This window comes from Yersinia frederiksenii ATCC 33641, from assembly GCF_000754805.1.
Classification (GTDB): domain Bacteria; phylum Pseudomonadota; class Gammaproteobacteria; order Enterobacterales; family Enterobacteriaceae; genus Yersinia; species Yersinia frederiksenii.
On record NZ_KN150731.1, the window covers coordinates 18631 to 39742 of the forward strand.

Below are 21112 nucleotides of genomic sequence, written 5' to 3' on the forward strand. Positions count from 1 at the left end.
TGGCTGGCACAAGGTGTAATGCGGGAGGGAGAGGGTGTGGATAGGTAGCCTTGCGGTAATTGAGCAATAAAACAGGCTATTTCACATGGAAATCTCTTCTATCAATGCCGATTTAGATCCCCGCCGTCAAGCCATGTATCTGTATTGGCAAGGGCTGCGCATCGCCCGAATTGCGGAAATGATCGGTGAGAAAGCGGTCACGGTACACAGTTGGAAGCGCCGCGACAAGTGGGACGCTTACGGGCCGCTGGATCAGATGCAACTGACCACGGCGGCGGAATATTGCCGCCTGATAATGAAGCCTGTCAAGGAAGCCAAAGACTACAAAGAGATTGATTTGCTGGGCCGACAGGCTGAGCGTCACGCCCGCATTGGTAAATACAATGATGGTGGTAACGAGGCCGTCCTTAATCCCAATATTGAAAACCGCAACAGTGGCACGCGTAAAGCCGCGCAAAAAAATGTATTCAGCGAGGCGCAGATTGCCAAACTGAAAGATATTTTCAATGAATCTATGTTCGGTTATCAGCGCAACTGGTATGAAGCTGGTTTGTCACCTGATTTTCGTATCCGTAATTTGCTCAAATCCCGCCAGATAGGAGCAACCTACTTTTTCTCATGGGAAGCTCTGTTGGATGCGCTCGACACCGGCCGCAACCAAATGTTTGTTTCGGCCTCCAAAGCGCAGGCGCACCAGTTCAAAAACTATATTGTTGCCGCGGCGCGCCAGGTGGATGTTGATTTGCGCGGTGAGGTAATTATTTTACCCAATGGCGCGGAAATGCACTTTCTCGGCACCAATGCCAGCACCGCGCAGGGCCGTCCCGGCAATCTTTATCTGGATGAATATTTTTGGATCCCCGGCTTTCAGAAGCTGCGCCGCGCTGCATCGGGCATGGCCTCGCAAAAAAGATACCGCTCCACCTATTTTTCTACGCCATCCAGCACGTCACATGAGGCTTACCCGTTCTGGGCTGGCACCTTATTTAACAAGGGAAAGGCTAAAGATAAGCGCATTGAAATTGACGTCAGTTACCCACGGCTGGCCGCTGGACGGTTGTGTGAGGATAAGCAGTACCGCCAGATTGTCACCATTGAAGATGCCCTGAAAGGGGGTTGTGACCTGTTTGATATTGATGAATTACGCAATGAAAACAGTGATGAAGATTTTGAAAACCTGTTTATGTGCGGCTTTATTGACGATAACGCCTCCACCTTCAAGCTGGCCGAAATGCAGCGTTGCATGGTGGATAGCTGGGAAAAATGGTCAGACGTTAAATTACTGGCACTGCGCCCGTTTGGTGACCGGCCGGTGTGGATTGGTTACGACCCGGCCAGCACCGGCGACAGTGCCGGTTGTGCCGTCATAGCCCCGCCAGTGGTGGCGGGCGGTAAATTCAGGGTGTTAGAGCGCCACCAGTGGAAAGGCATGGATTTTGCTGACCAGGCCAGCAATATCAAAAAGATCACCGAGCGCTATAACGTCACTTACATCGGTATTGATGATACCGGGCTGGGCCGTTCCGTTACGCAATTAGTGCGGCAATTCTTCCCGGCAGTTAACGCCATTCACTACAGCTTAGAAATGAAAGCCGACCTGATTTATAAAGCAAAAAATATCATTCAAGGCGGCCGCCTGGAGTTTGACGCGGGCTGCATTGATATCGCCACTGCGTTTATGTCTATCCGTAAAACCATGACCGCCAGCGGCCGCAACGCCACCTTTGTGACTGACCGCTCCAAAGACGTCAGTCACGGTGATGTGGCGTGGGCCATTATGCACGCCTTATTCCATGAGCCTCTTGAAGGCATTAACAGCAATAACACCAGTGTGATGGAGATCTATTAATGAAATATGCTTGTTTTGATGAAACTAATACTGAGCACCTAAAATACTGGATGCATATGTGGGCCTTTAATCATCAGCGCGAATGGTATAAGGCTGGCATTGATAATCGCACACGGAATATCACTAAAACTCGGCTGGCGGGGGCGGATCTGTTCTTTGCTCTTGAGGGATTGATTGATGCCCTGGAGACTGGCCGTGACCAAATCTATTTTAGCGCAGGGGAAGAGACTGAGAGTGCAGCGTGGCAATATATCCTTACCTGGATGGCTGTAGGTAAACTTGCCGTGACAGATTCTTGTAGGGATGAGTTCAATGAAGTGAACTTTATACGCTTGAATAACGGTGCGCAGATCAGCTTTCTTAATGAAAAATCACTTGCTGCGGGATATTCCGGCAATGTCTATGTGAGTGAATACGCCTGGGCGGATAATCCAGACAGATTATTAAAAGTGGCCGATGGTATATCCATGCATAAGCGCCACCGCCGCACGTACTATACGACGCCATCCCCTAGCGTCGCTGCGTTTACACTTTGGCAACAAGCGCTAGAGAACGATCGCCAATGGAGCCAAATTGTCACCATTGAAGATATCGCCGGTAACGGATGCTTATACAGCCCGGAAGATATTGTCAGACTCAGGGGAGAAATGAGCGAACTCGAATTTGCCATGCTTTACATGTGCCAATGGCCGACGCGGGCAGTTAATCAAGGGGCCGCACTATGAGTCGTAAACAGCGAAATAAACGTAATACTGCGGCAATGGTAAAAAGTACCGCACCACAAGCCGAAGCGTTTACTTTTGACGACCCGATCCCGATGATGGACAGGCGCGATATTCTGGATTATCTGGAATGTGCGGTTATGGATCGTTGGTATGAGCCACCGGTGTCCTTTAATGGGCTGGCGAAATCCTTTCGCGCGGCGGTACATCATAGCTCACCTATCTACATGAAACGTAATGTATTGGTTAGCTTGTTTGAGCCGCACCGGCTGCTATCCAAGCAGGATTTTAGCCGTTATGCGCTGGATTTTTTGGTGTTCGCCAACTCATTTTTAGAGGCCCGTTATAACCGGTTGGGCGGCATAATGAAACTGGTACCCAGCCCAGCCAAATACACCCGCCGGGGGGTGGAAACGGACACATATTGGTATGTCTCATCCTATGCGAACCCGCACCCGTTTGAAGCCAATAGCGTTTTTCATCTGCTCGACCCGGATATTAATCAGGAGATCTACGGCGTTCCTGAATATCTCGCCTCGTTAAACTCGACCTGGCTCAATGAAGCCGCGACACTATTTCGCCGTAAATACTATCTCAATGGCAGTCACGCCGGATTTATCCTGTATATGAATGATGCCGCCCATAAGCAGGAGGATATCGACGCCTTACGCAAGGCATTGAAAGAGTCCAAAGGGCCGGGCAACTTCCGCAATTTGTTTATGTATGCCCCAGCGGGTAAAAAGGACGGTATCCAAGTGATCCCGCTGGCAGAAGTGGCCGCCAAAGATGAATTTATGAACATTAAGAACACCACTCGCGACGATCAGCTTGCTATGCAGCGAGTGCCGCCTCAATTGATGGGGATCCTACCGAATAATACCGGCGGTTTTGGTGATGTGGAAAAAGCCGCGCGGGTATTTGCCATCAATGAATTAGCACCATTACAAGAACGGCTAATGGAATTAAATAATTGGGTGGGAGAGGAAGTTATCAGATTTAAACCTTATGAGTTACTCGCCAAACAAGAATAAATCCACTTTATGCATATGCTAACCGCCTTTTGGCGGTTTTTGCATTTATATGCACATGAAAAATTCAATTAGCGGCCTTTTTATTTCAGCAACGACGAATTGTGTCAGTCACAATAACTAAAAATTAATTGCTTGTGACACGTCACAAGGCTCTTGATTTTATTTCTGTGCCATGTCACGATTTTAAAAGAGCAAGCCGCAACGGCCGCCGCAAAATTCAGTGATAATTGCTCAAATTGTTTAGTAAACTAACCTCAACATATCTGCAAGTTCAAAGCGCAATAATCCGCATGATTCTATTCACTCCCTAATCACTATCCAGACCGCGCCAATGCTGGGTTTTCAGTCTCTTTCTAAGTGCATAAAAAGTGAATATTTAGTCATTGCAGCGTGGGGGCGGGGGGGCACGCGCAGCGGGGTGTGGTCGGTGGTGTCACGCATCCTCATATGTGGCATAAATCACCCTGTATACGCATGTGCTCAACCCTGCCTTTTCGACATAAAATGTGTATCATCGGAGGAGGAATAAAAAAGCGCCTCTCTGTGTGGCGTGGAGGCGCTTTTGTGTAGGGTGATTTTGAGGGTAAATTGAGTGACATCTTTATTTTATTCAAACTATCGCATATCTATTCATTTTTATATCTTATCTAATATTGTCGTGGTACACTATCAGCACCCGCGCTATAGGGTGTCTAGCATCAGTTTCTTATAGTTTTACGTCTACATGCTCATGAGCTACACTGCTTAAAGGAAGTAGCCCAAATTTCTTTAATCTTAAAAAAACATCGCCATTGTGTGATTCATCTTCATTCTTGTGTAGCATGTAGAAGAAATTCAATAGGTAAAGGCTGAGACGGCGGAATGCTATATAAATTCTTCTCTTTAAATGATAACTCTCTATCCTCCTTATATAATTCTTCCCTCTGGTTCTCAAAGGTCTGTGATTTCAATGATCCATTTGAGGGACAGGTTAAAATAATAGATGGAGAGCTGACAGATTCTAATATGGTTAAATTGATTAAAGTTATGAATTCATCAGGAGGGTTGAATAGGTTTCTGAATTTAAAAAACTCTAATGAGACATTAGATGCACTCACAGAAATAATGATACTGAATAAAGGTGAAATACTTAAGAATGAAATTCTTAGGATAGCTAGGCATGCCTTTAATACTGTTGTTGAGCGCTACACAAATGGCGGAGCTTGCTGCTTTGTTTCTGATGGAAATCAATCTAACGACTTGCTAAGCCCTTTAACAAGTAGGCTTATGTGGGGACATTACGGTAATGGCCTTCGTGGGTTTGCATTGAAATTTAGAGATGACATTTTCTGTGATGTAAATAGTGAACTAAAAAAAGAAATGATTTCGGGGCCATATGAAATAGATTATATAAATGATTATCCGGTTGTTAATTTAGTTGAGTTATCTAACCAGCTTTATGTCGAAAAAAATGAACTTAAGGTGTTTAAACATATTGGTAAGTTAACTTCATCTAAAAATAAAGACTGGGAGTATGAGCAAGAAGTTAGATATATTTCAATGGAGGGGAACAGGCTTTTCAAGTACAACCCTGAGCATATTGAATTACTTTGTATTGGTGAAAAAATGCCTAATTATCAAGTTAAGTGTTTATTATCAATTGCAAAGGAATTAGGAATAAAGAAAATTTGCAGAACAAAACTATCAAATGATAGTTATACAATAGGGTTAAATTACGAAGTTTATTAGAAGAGTTTTGAATGTACTGACTAATACTTGAATTGAGGCTCTTGTTGAACTGAGCCAAAGCTAGTCTGACATTGGTTTTTATGCCAAACTAGGGACATTACTCAAATCACAATATGTTAATCAACAGGGAACAGATCAACTATCTGTAGATGGAATACAGGCTGAAACAAACAACTTGCCAAAATCAGTAAGGTGAATTTCACTAAAACAACGAATACCGGTCTGAACTCCATTCACAAAAATTGGATCTTGTTTTGTAACGGGCCATGTTACTAAAGAGAGTGATTCAAGATGAGAATAATATATCCCCATAGATTCCGGAGATAATAAATCGTCTAACGGTATAGTCGAACTTTCAATTACTCTATTCTCAAGCCTATTTTCTTGTAAATTTAGATCCTGTGTATATACCTGATGAAAAGGTTCAACATCCAATTTAAGAAGCAACAAAGCCTCATCGCTGGTCAATTGTTTAATTATTTGCACAAATGATGGATGAACAAGCTCTACATACTTTTGGTCGGCAGATTTAAATAATACCTCTTTGAATAAATCCCATAGAGGACTAGATTCTTTTATAAAACGCATAGATTCAATGGCTGGACCAGAAATCTCAGGAGCTACTTCGATTCTTCGAGATTCAGGAATGCGTACATTCATTTCACGTAATAAACGTTCCAGACGATCCTGAAAGGTTGCAGCAATCTGTAATGGTGCAAGCAAAAGTCGAGCTGTTTTGACTAAATCCGCGCCAACCTTACCCAGTTCTTTAAGTCCTGGAGAAAGCGCATCGTTGTATGTATTCTCAACAAGTTTAGAGTCAATAACGCTATTAATAATCTTGCTATTATCCATTTGTTGCCTCTCAATTGTTAACAAAATGTTCACTCTTATCCTAGCAACTTCATCAGATTAACCAAACGATGAGTTACTAGACTGGTCTTAAACATGCGCCTGTAGAAAAAAACAAAAATCTGATTGCTATAGTCGCAGTGCACTTTGTATTGATCGAAAAATAGCAAATTCACGCCGTATTTCCAACCAAATCATAAATCCAGTTAGCCACTTTTATCTCTTCATACATTGATGTTGTTAGATAAGGCCTTAGTCCGCATTCAGTCTTATGTTTTGATTTTGGGTTCGATGGGTACTGACTGTCATATCGACGTCAATTGCAAACTTTATCGAGACTATTTTTATATTTATCAATTGGATAAGTGGAGTATATCCAACATCAACCGCCTATACCCCAACGTCTGCCAACACTCCGCATCCCCCTGCAAGCAACAACCAGCCTTATCACCTGGCAGCGTATCCCCGCACCGTTTACAGCTACTTTTCTTCAATTCGGCAAGTTGCTTATGCAGTAACTTATTATCCTGGCGGATCAGGCTGGCTAAATACTCGGTCACCTCATAAGGTTGACGAGCAATGCGGCGCTGTTCGCATCCCTCCAGCACCATAGCCAATTCCTGTGCATCTAAACGCAGGGTAAGTGTAGTTATGCCTAATTCTTTATCACGCTGGCGTTGGGCGCGTTTACGGTCACTTGCTGTCGTCATTTTTTATATCCCTGACCTTTTTCCGCCAGCCCACGAATTGCCGGGCGGGCCAATATGATTTTCTGACAATCGTGAATGGCTCGGCAGAACTCATCACGCTCACAAGGATGTTCAATCGGAAGCTGTAAATATTGATTCCACACATCGCCAAGCATTTGAGCCACTCGCTGTTCGTCGGCTGACAATATACAAATGGTATCGGTGTAATTAATGCTGGTGACTTTCATGCTTTATCCCCTCTCGTAATTTCGCCACTCGGCTCATTACGCTAAATACCCGCTGGGCGGTGGTTGGCTGGCATTGGTACAAACAACAGTCTTCTCTTGCCCGCCAGTTCTGGCCGCCGATAGTCAACGTTGCCCCGCAAGCCAGTGATTGCGCTTGCTGTATGCTGATGGAAAGCCCGATTGACTCCGCAAAATCACGAATTTTTGTTGCCACGGGTGCCAGTTGTGCGGTTTTTTCTTGCCGCTGGGTGGCTTTTTCGGCTGATGCCTTGCGTGCGGATCCCTCGGCTGGCGTTAATGCGTTGGTTTTAATGACTGTCGGCGGCTCTTTTTTCACCCTGCGGAGCAAGGCTCGACGTTCTGCATCAGTGATCGTGGTGAAATCGATTACTTTTTCTTCTAATGTTCTGTCTATAGCCTCGCCCGGTTCGCGTGTTTTTTGCTCTACCGGAGAGTTATTGACAGAACTCCAAGGGACGGCGGGGCCGTCCTGAAAAACATCAACCCCCACGGCAACGGCGGGTTTCGCCTTTTGGCAGGCAACAATTTTCCAACTTTTTAAGCGGGTACAAATTCGGGACTCTTCCCCTAGGCGTGGGGAATAGACGCCAAAAATCTTTTCGGTAGTTTCGCCGTAGGCGTTAGGCTGCTCGTTGTCCTGGTAGGCAATGCGCACGGTGTAATCATCGCGCGGAATTAGGACGCCGCCTTGCTTCATGATGTAGGTAGCAAAGCAGCCAGCATCGGCGGCGGCGGTGACCGCATCCATTGCCGGATCAATCAGTAGTGGCTTGCCGCGCTGATAGGTGCCGGAAATCTTGAGTGTAGTGACCAGTTGATTGCTCAACTTGCGCAATTCTCGCCAGACAGTCACCGGCGGTGTACCTATTGGCTGATATTGACGGATACGGTGACGTGACGCCCAAGCCATAGCAAAGCGGGCCGTTTCTTTCAGTGGCTTGCCGGTTTCATGGTCTAGCTCGCCGTCCAGCGCGTAACCATCAATATTTTTACTGATGTATTTAGCGATATAGGCGGTGGCGCTACCTTTCTTCGGATCCAGCCGTTTAGTGGTAAACCGGGCGCTGGTTCGCTTACCTAATTCGGCGCGATCAGTTTTGACAGCATAGGCGCGCATAATCTCAGTGATAGCGTGGCACTCTTGCGGTTTCATGAACAACAGTAAGTGCCAGTGCGGTGTACTGTCATGATGCGGCTCAGCGACACGGAAACCGTAAACACGCAGATTTTCCCTGCCCAATTTGGAGGTAATGTTGCTCCATAACTTGGTGAGATAAGCTTGCGCCTGTGGTGGCGTGGTGTGATTCCACTTCGGGTTAGCGTGGCCGCTTTGGTTGTTGGCGTGGTATTTAGACGGGCAAGTGATGGTGTAAAACACCCCAACATCACCACGCGACTGTGCAACCAGTTCGATCCCTTTCATGCGTGCCATTAATTCATGGCGGCGTATCGTCGGATTGCTGATACTGGCATCCACCATCGCTTCTAAAGAAACGGTGTTACCCTCGTTATCAACTAATTCATGTTGCTTGAAGAATTCACGGTTGCGGCGTTTTTGCTCTATCCAGTCGGCCAATGCCTCTTTACTGACATAGGGTGCGGCACGCTTATGGATCAAGCCAGCAGCGCGCAACTGACTTTCTCGCCAGTCATTACGCAGCCGCCACAATTTACGCTCCCACCAATCCGCATTAATCAGCCGGGCAATAGCAGAGTGATAGATTGTGCGATCAACAGGCTTATCTGGCTGGCCGGGCTTCGGCCCCAACTCGCGCCAGTGCGACGGCCTGACCCGTAAAGACCACACTTCGAGCGCAATATTGCGATAAATGGTCAATAACTCGGCATCAGATAAAGTGCGAGTTTCTTCTGTGGGTGTGGATACCTCAGTGCAGAACATTTCATTAATACGGCCAGCAATATCATTTGCCAGCGACTTAACCCGGCGTTTGCTCAACTCGGCAAGATGGCTATAGATGCCCTGAAAATAAGCCATTAGCTCAGAAACGTGACCTTGGCTAACGCCTTGGTATTGGCGCACGGCATCCAGACGTAACAATGCACTCTTGCCGGTTCCGGTTAAGAATGCATTGGTATGTTTATCGCCATGATTTTCACGTAACCATCTAATTTTATTTTGAAAATGAGACTTAATAAAAATAGGCTGCTCATCAATACGAGCTTCTATGCCCTCTGCTGAATTCGCCCATTGTTGCTTATCACGTAAATAGATCTCGCGCTCCAGCTCAGCGCGTTCTCTCCACATTTTTAGTAAGGTTTGGTTAGGCTCCCGTAGTTCGGTATAACCCAACGCATTCAAACGTTTTACGTAACGGATAACCAGCGGGTGTGATTTAGGTTTTGCCACTACAGCAACCGGCGCTAAAGGCTGATAACCACCAATCGCCGGACGCGGGGCATTCCACGAGTGTTCCCATTCAATAGAAACATCACCGTTGCCCGGATAAGGTAACGGTGATGTGGGCGTGATACGGCCACGGGAATGTTCAGTCATTTAATTGTGCCGGAATTGTCGCAATAATCTCCCCGATGCTTTTTCTGCCATCACTTTTACAACTGATAGAGCGCGGAGCCGTAATAGAGTGGAGGGTGTAGCGGCTATAGAGATCGCGGGTGATAGGGGTATCGCTATTGGAGGCAACAACGTGACAACCATTTTCACCGGCCCTTGCCAGTAGGCGGGCTAAACGAAATTGCTGATCAGCGTTAAAACCCTCGGTGTGATAGTGGGTAAAGTCAGCGGTGCTGGATACTGGGATATAAGGTGGATCGCAATAAATCACATCACCGGCAACGGTCATTTCCAGTGCTTCGGAAAAGTCGCAACACAGGAATGTGGCTTTCTTGGCTTTCTCGGCAAAAAAACGGATCTCAGCTTCGGGGAAATAGGGCGCTTTGTATTTACCATAAGGAACGTTAAATTGCCCTTGTTGGTTATAGCGACAAATACCATTAAAACAGTGACGATTTAGGTAAAGGAATATTGCCGCTCTGGATATATCATCATGATTTTGTGCATTAAATATTTTGCGGAAAATATAATATTGTTCGTGGGAATTAGCCGTAAGAAACAGTGAGGACGCTACATTGATTAACTCGCTCGTTTCTCTTTTGGCTATTTCATAGAAATTAATCAGATCACTATTAATATCAGTAATCAAATACTCATCATAATCCGTATTTAGCATCACAGAGCAGGAGCCAGCAAACGGCTCAACCAACCGTTTACCGGTTGGCAAATGTTGAAGTAAGATTGGCATAATACGGGCCTTTGAACCGGCCCATTTCAGCGGTGAGCGATTTATTTTCATCAGCCGCTTACTCATTTATTTTATTTTGGATTTTATCGGACTCTTGGCGCAGTAATTCCACCGATTCTTTAACACATAAACCACGGGCAATAATGACATTAGCCAGACTTTCCAGAAGCTCAGAGGTCAGTATTGCTTGTTTCCTGCGCTCACTTATCAAGGCATCATTGAGTAAATCAGCATTTTTAATTTTCTTACTCGGCATATTCAAATCCTTAATTTTAGATAATAGGAATCCCGACGCGGTAAATGCGCCATATTTGATAACCCGCTAAAACGTTATTTCTTTATAACAAGTCTTTTGGAATTGAATTTAAATCAACCCATAAATCCAAAGCCGCTTTACGTACTGCGTTTCTCTCGTGATATTCCAATTCACGAAATTTTCTTTCGTGGCTGTCTTTCTTTATCCCAGCGGCATAATAAATAATACCTTTGGTCTTACCCCTGCTTAATGACTCCAAACATCGCTCAAACTCTTCATCTGGATCTTTTTTAAACAGTTCCTTTATGCGGGCTAAATGCCGTAAGCCTACTTTCTGGTTCCATTCCTGCATTGAAAGTGGTGATGTATCTATATTCGCTTGCTCCATCATTCGCACCTCACGTGAGAACAATTAATGCGGGTTAAACCTACTGACGCGCTTTGCGCTCTACCTCTTTCTTGATATTGCTACGGTTGCGGTGATCGCGGATCACGGCGCGGACAGATAAAACCCCAATCCAGACCAGTAATGCCAATACAACCAATGCACCGCCAGTCAATTCAATTAGCTGTCCTGGCATGTTGGTACCTCATCATTAAATGGCTGAGGAATAACACCGGATTCACGGAATTCCTGCGTTGCTATATTCAATTGATGAAAAGTGGCTAAATTATTCTCACCTAATTGCCAGGCAATGGCCGTAATCATGCTCAAACCTGCAAGGGTATTACTGGCGATGGCTTTTTTCTCACGGGCATGAAGATTTGTTTTAAGGGATAGAACGCCATTTTTCTCTATCGTATGGTGAGCTAAGTGGCCCATATCGGTTATATGAGTTCGCAGTATGGCGTTAGCTATTTGTAGGCAAGGTGATTTCATGCTGCGGCTCCTGTCTCACGTTCGCTATGCAACTGATCGATAAATCCTGTTGCGATTGCTTGAGCATCATGTAAACCGAAAGACTGTTCACCTAACAGCACTTCATAGCGAGCAATGGGATTAATCGCTGTTCTTGGTCGGTGAGTAATAATAAAGCCACGATAGGCTGATGAATGGCGGCTAATAATGGTTAAGGCGTACATTGTATTTTCCCCTAACTATTGGCTATGGCATCTTTCAACATAGCGACCAAATTAACTTCAACTTTGTCACCGGCTTTAATTTTCGGACGAATAATAATCCGGCCATCACGCACCATCCCTCGGCAGGTAGCAAAAGGAATGCCTGTCATTACTGCATACTCTTTCAGAGAGACATAACCAGTGGGTACGGTGATGTTGATGGTGACATTACCCATAATTTCCCCTTATCAATCAGCCTGAATAGCCGCGATGCCGCGCAAGTAAACCAGGCGGGCCATACTGGAAATTGAACGACTTTCTTTTGCTGCAAGTGCTTCTAATTCTGAGCGTTCATCATCAGACAAACGCATCGGGGTAGGATTTTTTGAGGCGATCCCTTTCGGTAATCGCGAGCGCTGATCATGTTCGACTTGTTTCATAATGGTATATTGTGATCCACTAAGTTCCTGTACAACACAATTTAAGGAAGTATTGTTCCTATGTCAAACAAAAAAGAGGAATTATTATTCCTAATTGGCGCGCGACTGCGTGAAGAAAGGGAAAAAACGGGTGAAAGCCAAGAGGCTATGGCGACAAATTTCGGTGTTTCAACTAGAACTTGGGGTAAATACGAGAGAGGGGAAACTGTGCCTGATGCTGCCACACTCGCATTATTGAATGCTCAGTATGGTTTAGACGTCATGTACATATTGACTGGAAAACGAACCCCTCCAGACACTATCTCTACAGAAGAATTGAAACTAGTAGAGAATTACCGAGCAATGGATGACTCGGCAAAGCTAAATATACAGGCGGTTGGCGATGCGTTCGCGCAATCAAAGCCGAATAAATTGGCTAACAATAATTAGTAAATAAACATGATTTTTACGAATAAGGAGGTTGTTTACAATGAAGCTAATAAATAGATTGCTGATTGCATTCACGTTGATTTTTTCCAGTGCGGTCTATGCAGACGGCCCTACAAAATTTTCATCTGTTCCAGATATGATTCAACAGTTTAATGATTTTTCTACTGACAATGGCACTTTTAAAGTAATTTCAAAAAAACCTCTTCATATCCAATTATCTCCAGAAGTATTTCCGAATGATCTAAAAAAAGTGATTTCTGAACAAACAGAAAGAGCGGCGATATATGGTATATATCGTAGTTTTATCCATACAGATGTAGATAAAGTCACTGTAACTGCCATACCTAAAATTTATAGTAAAGATGATTATCTGAGTGCAGATAAAGTGACTATTACAAAGACTCGCGTCCAAGCATTAAACGATATTCAGAAATTTATACCCATAACTGATTTTTCTGAACTCACTATGTCAGATGAATACGGGCATGATGAGACATCTAAAGAATATAAGCAGCTTTATTATAATGATCAGGGCGGAGCTGGCCTTAATGAATTTTTTAAATATATCACCAAGAACTAACTAAATAATACAAAAAATATCTGGGAGCTATCATGAGCGAAGAAAATAAAATTAGGGATGCCGCAGATGCAGTGGCTGGTATTGTTAAAGCTGTCCCAGTATATCAGGATGTTCTGCAACCAGCAGCTCAGGAGGTTGGCACAGCACTACAGACGGTGGCTAAAACAATACATATCGTATTAGCACCGGTGAGTGCCATGGTCTGGGGATATGATAAAATCAAAGACTTTATTTCTATTAAAGTAGCAGAAAAATTAAAGGATGTACCACCTGAAAATTTAATTTCACCAAAACCTAATGTGGCAGGGCCAGCTTTAGATGCCTTAAAATATATAGGTCATGATGAGAGCTTAAGTGATCTTTATGCAAATTTATTAGCTTCCTCAATGAATAAAGATACTGCAAATTATACACATCCTTCATTCGTTGATATCATTAAACAATTAACGTCAGATGAAGCCAAGTTATTGAGATACATTTCAGTTAATAGTATTTTGCCAATAATTGATGTGAAATTAAGAACTGATACTGGTGGTATTATGATATATAGACGGAATTTTTCACTTTTAGGTGTTAACTCTGAAGTTGAGGTTACGGAAAACACATCGAGCTATATTGACAATATATGTAGGTTAGGACTGTGCGCTATTCCTATAATGTCAGAATATGTTGATTCAAGTCATTACTACGATATTGAGGATTTACCTGAGATTAAGTTTTTAAATAATTCTGACTCTGGTGATGTGCCTAGATTAAAGATTGAGCGTAAGGCTTTAACAATAACTGATTTTGGTGTTAATTTTCTAAACACGTGTGTTAGCCCTAGCGTTCAATAGTGTTACAGCATGGAGCTTGTATGTATGGCTGTAAGTAGATTATCTAGCGGTAAATGGCTTTGTCAATGTTTCCCTTATGGGCGTGACGGTAAGCGGATACGTAAACAGTTTGCGACTAAAGGCGAAGCGCTTTCATATGAACGCCGTATGATGGTGAATAAGCAAGATACGGAGCTAGGTGTCAGTGCGGTAACGCTTAATGAATTAGTTGAGCGCTGGTATGAAATGCACGGTAAAACCCTATCTTCTGGCGAGTCCCGTAAAACTAAATTATTGGCTATTTGTGAGCGAATAGGGGAACCCTTAGCGGCAGATGTCGATAAAAATATGTTTGCTGTTTATCGGGAACGACGGCTGAATGGCGAATGGCAAGCAAAAGGGCGCACTATTGTAAAAGAAGCCACTGTTAACCGTGAACAATCATACCTACATGCTGTATTTTCAGAATTAAAACGCCTTGGCGAGTGGGAGGGAAGTAACCCGCTTGATGGTATCCGGCAATTTAGCGAGGGCGATCAAGAGCTGGCCTTTCTGTCACAAGATGAAATCAAGCGGCTTTTAGTCTCCTGTGATGAGTCGGAAAATAAAAGTTTGGGAACTATCGTTCGCCTCTGCTTGGCTACAGGTGCTAGGTGGGGAGAAGCGCAGGATATGAAACAGTCGCAGATATTACCTAGTCGTGTGACTTATATTAATACTAAGGGCAAAAAGAACAGAACCGTACCGATATCTGAAAAACTATTTAAACGTATACCAAAAAATCGCGGCGCTTTATTCACTCCATCCTATGATGCATTTAAACATGCATTAAAAAGGGCGGCTATTGAGTTGCCTAAAGGGCAACGCACACACGTACTCAGACATACCTTTGCCAGTCACTTTATGATGGGCGGCGGAAACATTTTAGTGCTGCAACAAATTCTTGGTCATAGCACTATTTTAATGACGATGAGATATGCACATTTTGCCCCTAACCACTTGGATGCGGCCATCGCATTAAACCCCTACGACAAGCTAGTTATTGAGTGATAAATAGTGAATTTTAGTGGCAGCAAAAACAAACCCTGCGAAAATATAGCTAAACATACGCATTTATAACTTATTGAATCAACTTAACTTATTGATTTTAAAAGGTAGCATCAAATTTTTAAAATCCCTCGGCTTATGGCTGTGCGGGTTCAAGTCCCGCCTCGGGCACCATGGAAACAAATCTAAGTAAAACAAAGTAGTATGAGTATGTCGTTAACCGCCGTGAGGCGGTTTTTTTGTTTCTGAAATCACATTTCACCATTGCTTCACCATATCATTTCGCCACATTCTGCCCACCCACTACGGGAACAACATTTACTTTTCTATCATACCCCGCTGTCTACGTAATATTTGCATGTCCGAAATAAGCCAGCTTCTCCCCCAATGATCCTTCCAAGTCGGAAATTCCCTTGGCCTTTAGGCCATAGAACGTGAAATTAAAATCCAATTCAGGAAATGTATTTGCGGCCAGTTTTATTGCCTTTAGCCATCGGCTATTGAATTCGTCTATTTTGTAACGATGTCCAGTGGACTGATGTAATACATAAATGCCATTTACGCCAAGATACACTTTAGCTAGTTCTTCTTTTTCTGGATAAACTGGTTGGTTGCGTAAACTAAAGGGGGTCAAGAAGTGCCCCCACGTAGTTTGATAGCGCCCATCTCAACTGTGATGAAGAATATTCTAGCTTTACGTAAAATCTCACATTGCTTTGATGGAATGCTATAACTTGTCAGCCAGACCAGATCTTTCTGTGTGATAAAATTATTTAATAGAGATACCATCAAGCCTTGTATATAGAGGATTATGGTAAATGCTTAAAAGAGATGGTGTGATACCACGAGCCTACAAACAGGTGGATGTATTTACCACCTCGCCATTGCAGGGGAATCCCTTGGCGGTGATCCTAGAGGCTGAGGGATTGAATGAAATTCAGATGCTTTCATTAGCTCGCTGGACCAACCTTTCGGAAACGACGTTTGTTTTTAAACCCACTAATCCGGTTGCAGATTATCAGGTGCGCATTTTTACCCCCGAAAAAGAGTTGCCCTTTGCTGGACATCCGACACTAGGTACGGCCCACGCATTATTGGAGGCTGGGTTGGTTACCAAACAGCCGGGGGTTGTTATGCAAGAATGCGGGATTGGTGTGATTGCGGTCAATATCTTACCTGAAGGAACACTGGCATTCGCGGCACCTGCGGTAACGTTTCGAACGGTGGCTGTTGAGGGAAGGGAACTGCTAATGGCCGCTTTTCAGCCTGCGGTGATTGAAACAGATACGATGCTGATGGTTGCTGATATGGGCATTCGCTGGCTTATGGTGCGTATGCCAAATGCTCAATCTTGCCTGGCTGTGACGCCGGATCAAACCATGATTAAAAAGCTACAAATTGCTTGTGATGTTGATGGCGTGGCGCTTTATGGCGCCTATTCATCTGGTGATCCAGCAGATTATGAAATGCGAGCGTTTCTGGTTGAATGGGATAAGTTGGTTGAGGATCCCGTGACGGGCAGTGCTAATGCGTGCTTGGCCCGTTTATTGAAGGTCAATAAATTCCCAGACGGTGGCTTGAAGGCACAGGGGTATCAGGTTCGACAAGGTACCCAACTACAGCGAGAAGGTCGGGTTAGCGTTCGTTTTATTCACGATGAACCATGGATTGGTGGACAGAGTTGTACGTTGATTAATGGCTGGTTGCACATTTAGGTGTGGTAATAATCTACTGATTATCAGACATTGTGACCGAGAATGAATACAGCGCTTGTTTCCGGCCCGAATAATAAGCACTGATGATTATAGATGCTGTTCTGCATCATGATAACAAGTGCCCGCAAAATATCGCTGTGGTTAAATCACTTTCCAGTGACGGTTTCAACCAATGGCGCTGGTATATAAGAACTAGCGTAATGTAATGCCTAATTAATAAAAATGAGAATTATTATCAACAATGGTTAAACAAATTAACTTATTTGATTGATTAGTAAGCATGCTGAATCAATGATTAAAGCGGCTATTACGGGCACTGAAAGTAATAGCCGAATCGTCCGTCATTTTAGGTATGGCGGCTAATCATGGAGGAAGTTACGATGAAAGATATGTTAAAAGGTTTACTGTTAGTTGGCGTTATGTCCGTATCTGCGGGCGCGATGGCTGAAGAATGTAATCCTTCCAGCAAATGGTGGCCTTATTGCAATGATCCTGCTACTGGGCCAGATGTAGGCACTCCTGAGTATGCACAGTGCCAAGCTAATGGTGGATGCACTAATAATTAGATGAGCATGAAGAATCCCTATGTTGGGAGTCTAGTTTAATATGCTCAGTATCATTGCCAAACCGTCTACGGGCGGTTTTTACATATCTGGCCACCACTCCCAAGTGAATTCAATAAAGCAGGAGAGAGCAAACTAGCCACATATTCAATGCAATATGGTGAAACCGACCGTGACAGGGAAAGATGATTAATTTGGTCAAAGAGTTAAAACCGGTGATATTAGCGAATCGCGCAGTAGTGGAATAGTAAGTAGAAAAGGTTCTTCGAGATATCAGTGTTACTTCGCTAACACTCTGTTAAACAGCAATTCAGGTTTCATAACCTAACGTGGTATAGTCCAATATTTACGGAAGAATCAATTTGAGTAACTCATCCATTCGCCTTAACAAATACATTAGTGAGAGCGGCATCTGTTCTCGTCGTGATGCCGATCGTTATATTGAACAGGGAAATGTGTTCATTAACGGTAAGCGGGCTGTAATTGGCGATCAAGTATATGCTGGGGATGTGGTGAAAGTTAACGGTCAGCTTATCGACGCGCGTGATGAAGATGACTTGGTATTGATTGTTCTGAATAAACCGGTTGGTATCATAAGTACCACAGAAGATAGTGAACACAATAATATTGTTGATTTCGTCAACCACAGTAAACGAATCTTCCCTATCGGGCGTCTGGATAAAGACTCTCAAGGGTTGATTTTCCTGACTAACCAGGGCGATTTGGTTAACAAGGTCTTGCGTGCAGGAAACGATCACGAGAAAGAGTATGTAGTGACTGTCAACAAACCGGTGACTGAGGAGTTTATTCTCGGTTTAGGGGCCGGAGTACCAATGCTTGGAACAGTGACAAAAAAATGCAAAGTGAAGAAAGTATCAACCTTTGTATTTAACATCACTCTGGTACAAGGGCTTAATCGCCAGATTCGCCGCATGTGTCAGTATTTTGGGTATGAAGTCACTAAGCTTGAACGTACTCGCATCATGAATATCAACCTGAAAGGGCTACCACTGGGTGAGTGGAGAGATTTGAATGATGATGAACTCATTGGTTTATTTAAATTAATTGAGAACTCCTCATCCGAAGGAAAAACAGCTAAAAAAGTACAAACTAAGTCTGTTACACATAAAAAAACAAATAGTAATGGGCCAAAAAAGGCTGAGAAACCGGATGGTAATTCCGCTTCTCGTAAACGCTTTGCTCAGCCTGGACGTAAGAAAAAAGGGCGCTAGATTGGTATAATTATCGTCGGCCTGGGCAACTCATAAATCCTTCTAGTGTATTTTGCCGCGGCCGATTTCATTCTGTTCACATAATGACTGCAGATGCATAATAGCGGATTCAATTCTGTTTCTTGTTACGTGTTCAATTTGAGTATCTTGACTCTCAAACGATGACTGCTCAGGGTGTGATTAGATTAATTAATAGACCCTTCCATTTTTTATGTTAACTAACATGAAAGGGCAACTTTAGCCTTTGATTTATTTTTACGCGAAAGGTGGCTCTTTCTTTAGAATTTTATCGATCACATTGAGTACACCGGAGTCATTATTTGATTCTGTCTGATATTTTGCTATTTTTTTAATATTTTCAGGTGCGTTGGCCATTGCGAAACCAAAACCGGCATACTGCAACATTTCAATATCATTACCTCCATCACCGAAGGTGACAACTTCCTCATCTTTTACACCCCATATGTTTTGCAGTAATTTAATACCATTGGCTTTGTGTACACCAGGCACTATCAGATCGACAGAACCGTGACCACTGGACACTGGGGTGACAATCCCTGCTAATTCATTTTCAATGAACAACATAAAGTCGGCCAACTTATCATTGGGTAAACTTATTGCGAATTTGAATGCTGGCTCATCAACTTGACTAAAGTTATCGATGATTTTAAGTCGATAGTAATATTGACTCATAGTAGTAAAGAAGTCATTGCTTGAAGATTTCAACATGTAAGCGCTGTTTTTGCCGCAAACGATGATGTCGATATAGGGGATCGGTAATAATGTTTTTATGACTTTAGTACAATCTTCATCTGAAATTTTTCCGCAAAAAATTTCACTGTTCTCATTGCTGACGTAGGCGCCATTTTCAGCGACAAATGCTATTTCATGAGCAATTTCCGGAAAGTAGGTAATTAGCTGATAATATTGATTTCCGCTAGCAACAACAAACTTTATCCCATTGTTTTTTAATTGGGAGTACTGCGAACTAAAGCGTTTCCTATCAAAATTCATTTGATCATTGAGAAAGGTTCCATCCATATCAACAGCAATAATTTTAATACTCATGTTATTTCCTTCTTTAACATATCAAAGACACTGGTTTGATAGAGGATATCTTAGTACTCTTCATTTAAAAAAAAGCTAGCATAATTCTGCTAGCTGGTAAAATTACCATACTCAGTCACAAACTTTATTTTCAGAGAACGTTAACACTCAGTCATCTGCTTATCTCTAGCGGTAGGATAGAAACTAGTCGCAGGAATAGTTCAGCTTAAAAGCACCTGCTGCGATGACAATGAAGGTTAGCGCGACGATAGAGAATGCAGTGTAGAGGTCTGTTAAGTGTGCAATGAAACCGATTAGCGCAGGGCCACCCAGAACACCGAAATAACCTAGCGTTGCCACCATGGCAACTGACATATTCACTGGCATGACTTTTTCTTGACCGGCCAATGTTATCAACACTGGAACAATATTCGCAGCCCCTATTCCGACCAAAGCAAACCCAAGTAATGTGAATTTCCAGTCCGGTATAATGACCGCTACGGCATAACCGACCATGGCAAATAGACTACTCAAGATCAGCACATGTTTACGCCCCAGAATGCTAACAACTTTATCGCCAGTAAAGCGCATGACAGACATGGTTCCACCGAAAACAGCAAATCCCCAACCCGCATGTGTTATATCAAGGCCACGATCGTTCGTAAGAAAGACACCACTCCAATCCAACACTGCTCCTTCAGCCATAAAACAAATCATGCACATCAGTGCCATGAGGATGAGGCGAAAATTTGGTCGCGGTTTGGTTATTACAAGCTCATTAGGTTCTTTATTATCACCAAAGGGGATTAACTCATTGAATACGGCTGATGTAATTATTGCTATCAGGACGATGGCAATGAATGTCACAGTAAGAGGCATTAATCCTAAAGCAAAGAGTATTGCGCCTCCGCCTGCACCGGCAATGGAACCAATGCTGAATAGGCAATGAAAGCCAGACATCAGTGGCTTATCTGATGATTGCTCAACCAGAGAACCCTGCACATTAACGGCAACATCAACCAAGCCAATCCCTGCGCCAAAAAAGAACAAGCAGAATGCCATCAAGGAAAATTGATCAATTATGGCCAAGGTGGGTAGGAAAATACAGGTAAGTACAATACCGAATAGCATGATTTTCCTACACCCAAAGTAGCCAATCAGTCTCCCCGAGAACAGCATGGCGAGCAGTGAGCCTGTGCCCAAACAAAGCAAAAGTAATCCTAATGAGCCAGCCTCGAACTGGAGCCGATGTTGTGCGTAGGGGACGAGTGAAGCCCACAATCCCATAGCAAATCCAGCGATGAAAAAAACCGCACGGGTGGATGTCCGTTTAGCACGGGTATCCAGAGGGAAATCGATGGCATAGCTAGACATTAAAGGATTACCTTCATCTGATTAATCGCGGTTGTTTTCAATCTAAAACACTTTATAAAAGACTTAAATTAAGTGATAAAATATAATGGCGCAGCTTGAGGTGTCAAGGACATTCTTGTCATAAGAGGTTT

26 protein-coding genes are annotated in these 21112 nt (G+C 43.5%); 11 read left to right on the forward strand and 15 right to left on the reverse strand.

Going from position 1 to position 21112, the window contains the following annotated elements; translation table 11 throughout:
• Positions 1-85: 85 nt before the first annotated feature.
• From DJ58_RS21225 to DJ58_RS21210, 4 genes are all read left to right on the forward strand, one after another.
• The gene (locus DJ58_RS21225; protein ID WP_004706406.1) at positions 86-1849 is read left to right on the forward strand and encodes a terminase large subunit domain-containing protein; all 1764 of its coding nucleotides are present in this window, start codon (positions 86-88) and stop codon (positions 1847-1849) included.
• Positions 1849-2574: a terminase large subunit domain-containing protein gene (locus tag DJ58_RS21220; protein ID WP_050413871.1), complete on the forward strand. Its 726-nt coding sequence runs from the start codon at positions 1849-1851 to the stop codon at positions 2572-2574. Before DJ58_RS21225 ends, DJ58_RS21220 begins: the two co-directional genes overlap by 1 nt.
• Positions 2571-3602, forward strand: coding sequence for a phage portal protein (locus DJ58_RS21215; protein ID WP_032910094.1), 1032 nt, complete (start codon positions 2571-2573; stop codon positions 3600-3602). The genes DJ58_RS21220 and DJ58_RS21215 overlap by 4 nt, the downstream gene beginning before the upstream one ends.
• 861 nt (positions 3603-4463) lie before the next feature.
• Positions 4464-5330, forward strand: coding sequence for a DUF2971 domain-containing protein (locus DJ58_RS21210; RefSeq protein WP_004706408.1), 867 nt, complete (start codon positions 4464-4466; stop codon positions 5328-5330).
• Between the two features lie 135 nt (positions 5331-5465).
• Here the strand turns inward: DJ58_RS21210 and DJ58_RS21205 are convergent, their stop codons facing one another.
• From DJ58_RS21205 to DJ58_RS21155, 12 genes are all read right to left on the reverse strand, one after another.
• Entirely contained in the window at positions 5466-6185 is a 720-nt protein-coding gene (locus tag DJ58_RS21205) for a DUF4393 domain-containing protein (protein WP_032910095.1), read from the reverse strand.
• 350 nt (positions 6186-6535) lie between these two features.
• A complete protein-coding gene (locus DJ58_RS21200; protein ID WP_032910096.1) occupies positions 6536-6892 on the reverse strand; it encodes a hypothetical protein in 357 nt (118 codons plus the stop codon).
• On the reverse strand, positions 6889-7119 hold the full coding sequence (locus tag DJ58_RS21195; protein WP_032910097.1) for a hypothetical protein: 231 nt from the start codon (positions 7117-7119) through the stop codon (positions 6889-6891). Before DJ58_RS21195 ends, DJ58_RS21200 begins: the two co-directional genes overlap by 4 nt.
• Positions 7100-9655, reverse strand: coding sequence for a replication endonuclease (locus DJ58_RS21190; RefSeq protein WP_032910099.1), 2556 nt, complete (start codon positions 9653-9655; stop codon positions 7100-7102). The genes DJ58_RS21195 and DJ58_RS21190 overlap by 20 nt, the downstream gene beginning before the upstream one ends.
• Entirely contained in the window at positions 9648-10472 is an 825-nt protein-coding gene (locus DJ58_RS21185) for a DNA adenine methylase (RefSeq protein WP_004706413.1), read from the reverse strand. Before DJ58_RS21185 ends, DJ58_RS21190 begins: the two co-directional genes overlap by 8 nt.
• Positions 10473-10479: 7 nt before the next feature.
• Positions 10480-10677 (reverse strand): DUF2732 family protein, encoded by a 198-nt coding sequence (locus DJ58_RS21180; RefSeq protein ID WP_004706414.1) that lies wholly within the window; start codon positions 10675-10677, stop codon positions 10480-10482.
• 82 nt (positions 10678-10759) lie between these two features.
• Positions 10760-11068, reverse strand: coding sequence for a DUF5347 family protein (locus tag DJ58_RS21175; RefSeq protein WP_004706415.1), 309 nt, complete (start codon positions 11066-11068; stop codon positions 10760-10762).
• A 37-nt stretch (positions 11069-11105) separates the two neighbouring features.
• A complete protein-coding gene (locus DJ58_RS23260) occupies positions 11106-11258 on the reverse strand; it encodes a hypothetical protein (protein ID WP_115155702.1) in 153 nt (50 codons plus the stop codon).
• Positions 11243-11557, reverse strand: a complete 315-nt coding sequence (locus DJ58_RS21170) for a hypothetical protein (protein WP_032910101.1) — start codon at positions 11555-11557, stop codon at positions 11243-11245. The genes DJ58_RS23260 and DJ58_RS21170 overlap by 16 nt, the downstream gene beginning before the upstream one ends.
• Positions 11554-11760: a hypothetical protein gene (locus DJ58_RS21165; protein ID WP_004706418.1), complete on the reverse strand. Its 207-nt coding sequence runs from the start codon at positions 11758-11760 to the stop codon at positions 11554-11556. Before DJ58_RS21165 ends, DJ58_RS21170 begins: the two co-directional genes overlap by 4 nt.
• Positions 11761-11771: 11 nt before the next feature.
• The gene (locus DJ58_RS21160; RefSeq protein WP_004706419.1) at positions 11772-11975 is read right to left on the reverse strand and encodes a hypothetical protein; all 204 of its coding nucleotides are present in this window, start codon (positions 11973-11975) and stop codon (positions 11772-11774) included.
• A 12-nt stretch (positions 11976-11987) separates the two neighbouring features.
• The gene (locus tag DJ58_RS21155) at positions 11988-12179 is read right to left on the reverse strand and encodes a hypothetical protein (RefSeq protein ID WP_004706420.1); all 192 of its coding nucleotides are present in this window, start codon (positions 12177-12179) and stop codon (positions 11988-11990) included.
• 60 nt (positions 12180-12239) lie between these two features.
• Between DJ58_RS21155 and DJ58_RS21150 the strand changes: the two genes are divergently transcribed.
• Genes DJ58_RS21150 through DJ58_RS21135 form a run of 4 tightly spaced genes read left to right on the forward strand, consistent with a single transcriptional unit; the run spans position 12240 to position 15053 of the window.
• The gene (locus tag DJ58_RS21150) at positions 12240-12608 is read left to right on the forward strand and encodes a helix-turn-helix domain-containing protein (protein WP_004706421.1); all 369 of its coding nucleotides are present in this window, start codon (positions 12240-12242) and stop codon (positions 12606-12608) included.
• A 40-nt stretch (positions 12609-12648) separates the two neighbouring features.
• The gene (locus DJ58_RS21145) at positions 12649-13188 is read left to right on the forward strand and encodes a hypothetical protein (protein ID WP_032910103.1); all 540 of its coding nucleotides are present in this window, start codon (positions 12649-12651) and stop codon (positions 13186-13188) included.
• 32 nt (positions 13189-13220) lie between these two features.
• Complete coding sequence (locus tag DJ58_RS21140) at positions 13221-14024, forward strand: DUF4393 domain-containing protein (RefSeq protein WP_004706423.1); 804 nt, start codon at positions 13221-13223, stop codon at positions 14022-14024.
• Between the two features lie 24 nt (positions 14025-14048).
• Complete coding sequence (locus tag DJ58_RS21135) at positions 14049-15053, forward strand: phage integrase (protein ID WP_004706424.1); 1005 nt, start codon at positions 14049-14051, stop codon at positions 15051-15053.
• A 340-nt stretch (positions 15054-15393) separates the two neighbouring features.
• Here the strand turns inward: DJ58_RS21135 and DJ58_RS23765 are convergent, their stop codons facing one another.
• Entirely contained in the window at positions 15394-15684 is a 291-nt protein-coding gene (locus tag DJ58_RS23765; RefSeq protein WP_050413872.1) for a site-specific integrase, read from the reverse strand.
• Positions 15685-15868: 184 nt separating this feature from the next.
• Here DJ58_RS23765 and DJ58_RS21130 point away from each other — a divergent pair, with 184 nt between their 5' ends.
• The 3 genes from DJ58_RS21130 to rluF all read left to right on the forward strand — a co-directional run bounded on the left by DJ58_RS21130 (position 15869) and on the right by rluF (position 18560).
• Positions 15869-16765, forward strand: a complete 897-nt coding sequence (locus DJ58_RS21130) for a PhzF family phenazine biosynthesis protein (protein WP_004706425.1) — start codon at positions 15869-15871, stop codon at positions 16763-16765.
• A 380-nt stretch (positions 16766-17145) separates the two neighbouring features.
• A complete protein-coding gene (locus DJ58_RS21125) occupies positions 17146-17331 on the forward strand; it encodes a hypothetical protein (protein WP_004706427.1) in 186 nt (61 codons plus the stop codon).
• 359 nt (positions 17332-17690) lie between these two features.
• Positions 17691-18560: a 23S rRNA pseudouridine(2604) synthase RluF gene (rluF, locus tag DJ58_RS21120; protein WP_004706428.1), complete on the forward strand. Its 870-nt coding sequence runs from the start codon at positions 17691-17693 to the stop codon at positions 18558-18560.
• A 255-nt stretch (positions 18561-18815) separates the two neighbouring features.
• On the opposite strand, the gene DJ58_RS21115 is transcribed toward rluF, so the two are convergent.
• Positions 18816-19628: a Cof-type HAD-IIB family hydrolase gene (locus DJ58_RS21115; RefSeq protein ID WP_004706429.1), complete on the reverse strand. Its 813-nt coding sequence runs from the start codon at positions 19626-19628 to the stop codon at positions 18816-18818.
• A gap of 183 nt (positions 19629-19811) precedes the next feature.
• Entirely contained in the window at positions 19812-20981 is a 1170-nt protein-coding gene (locus tag DJ58_RS21110; protein WP_032910104.1) for an MFS transporter, read from the reverse strand.
• Positions 20982-21112: the final 131 nt, after the last annotated feature.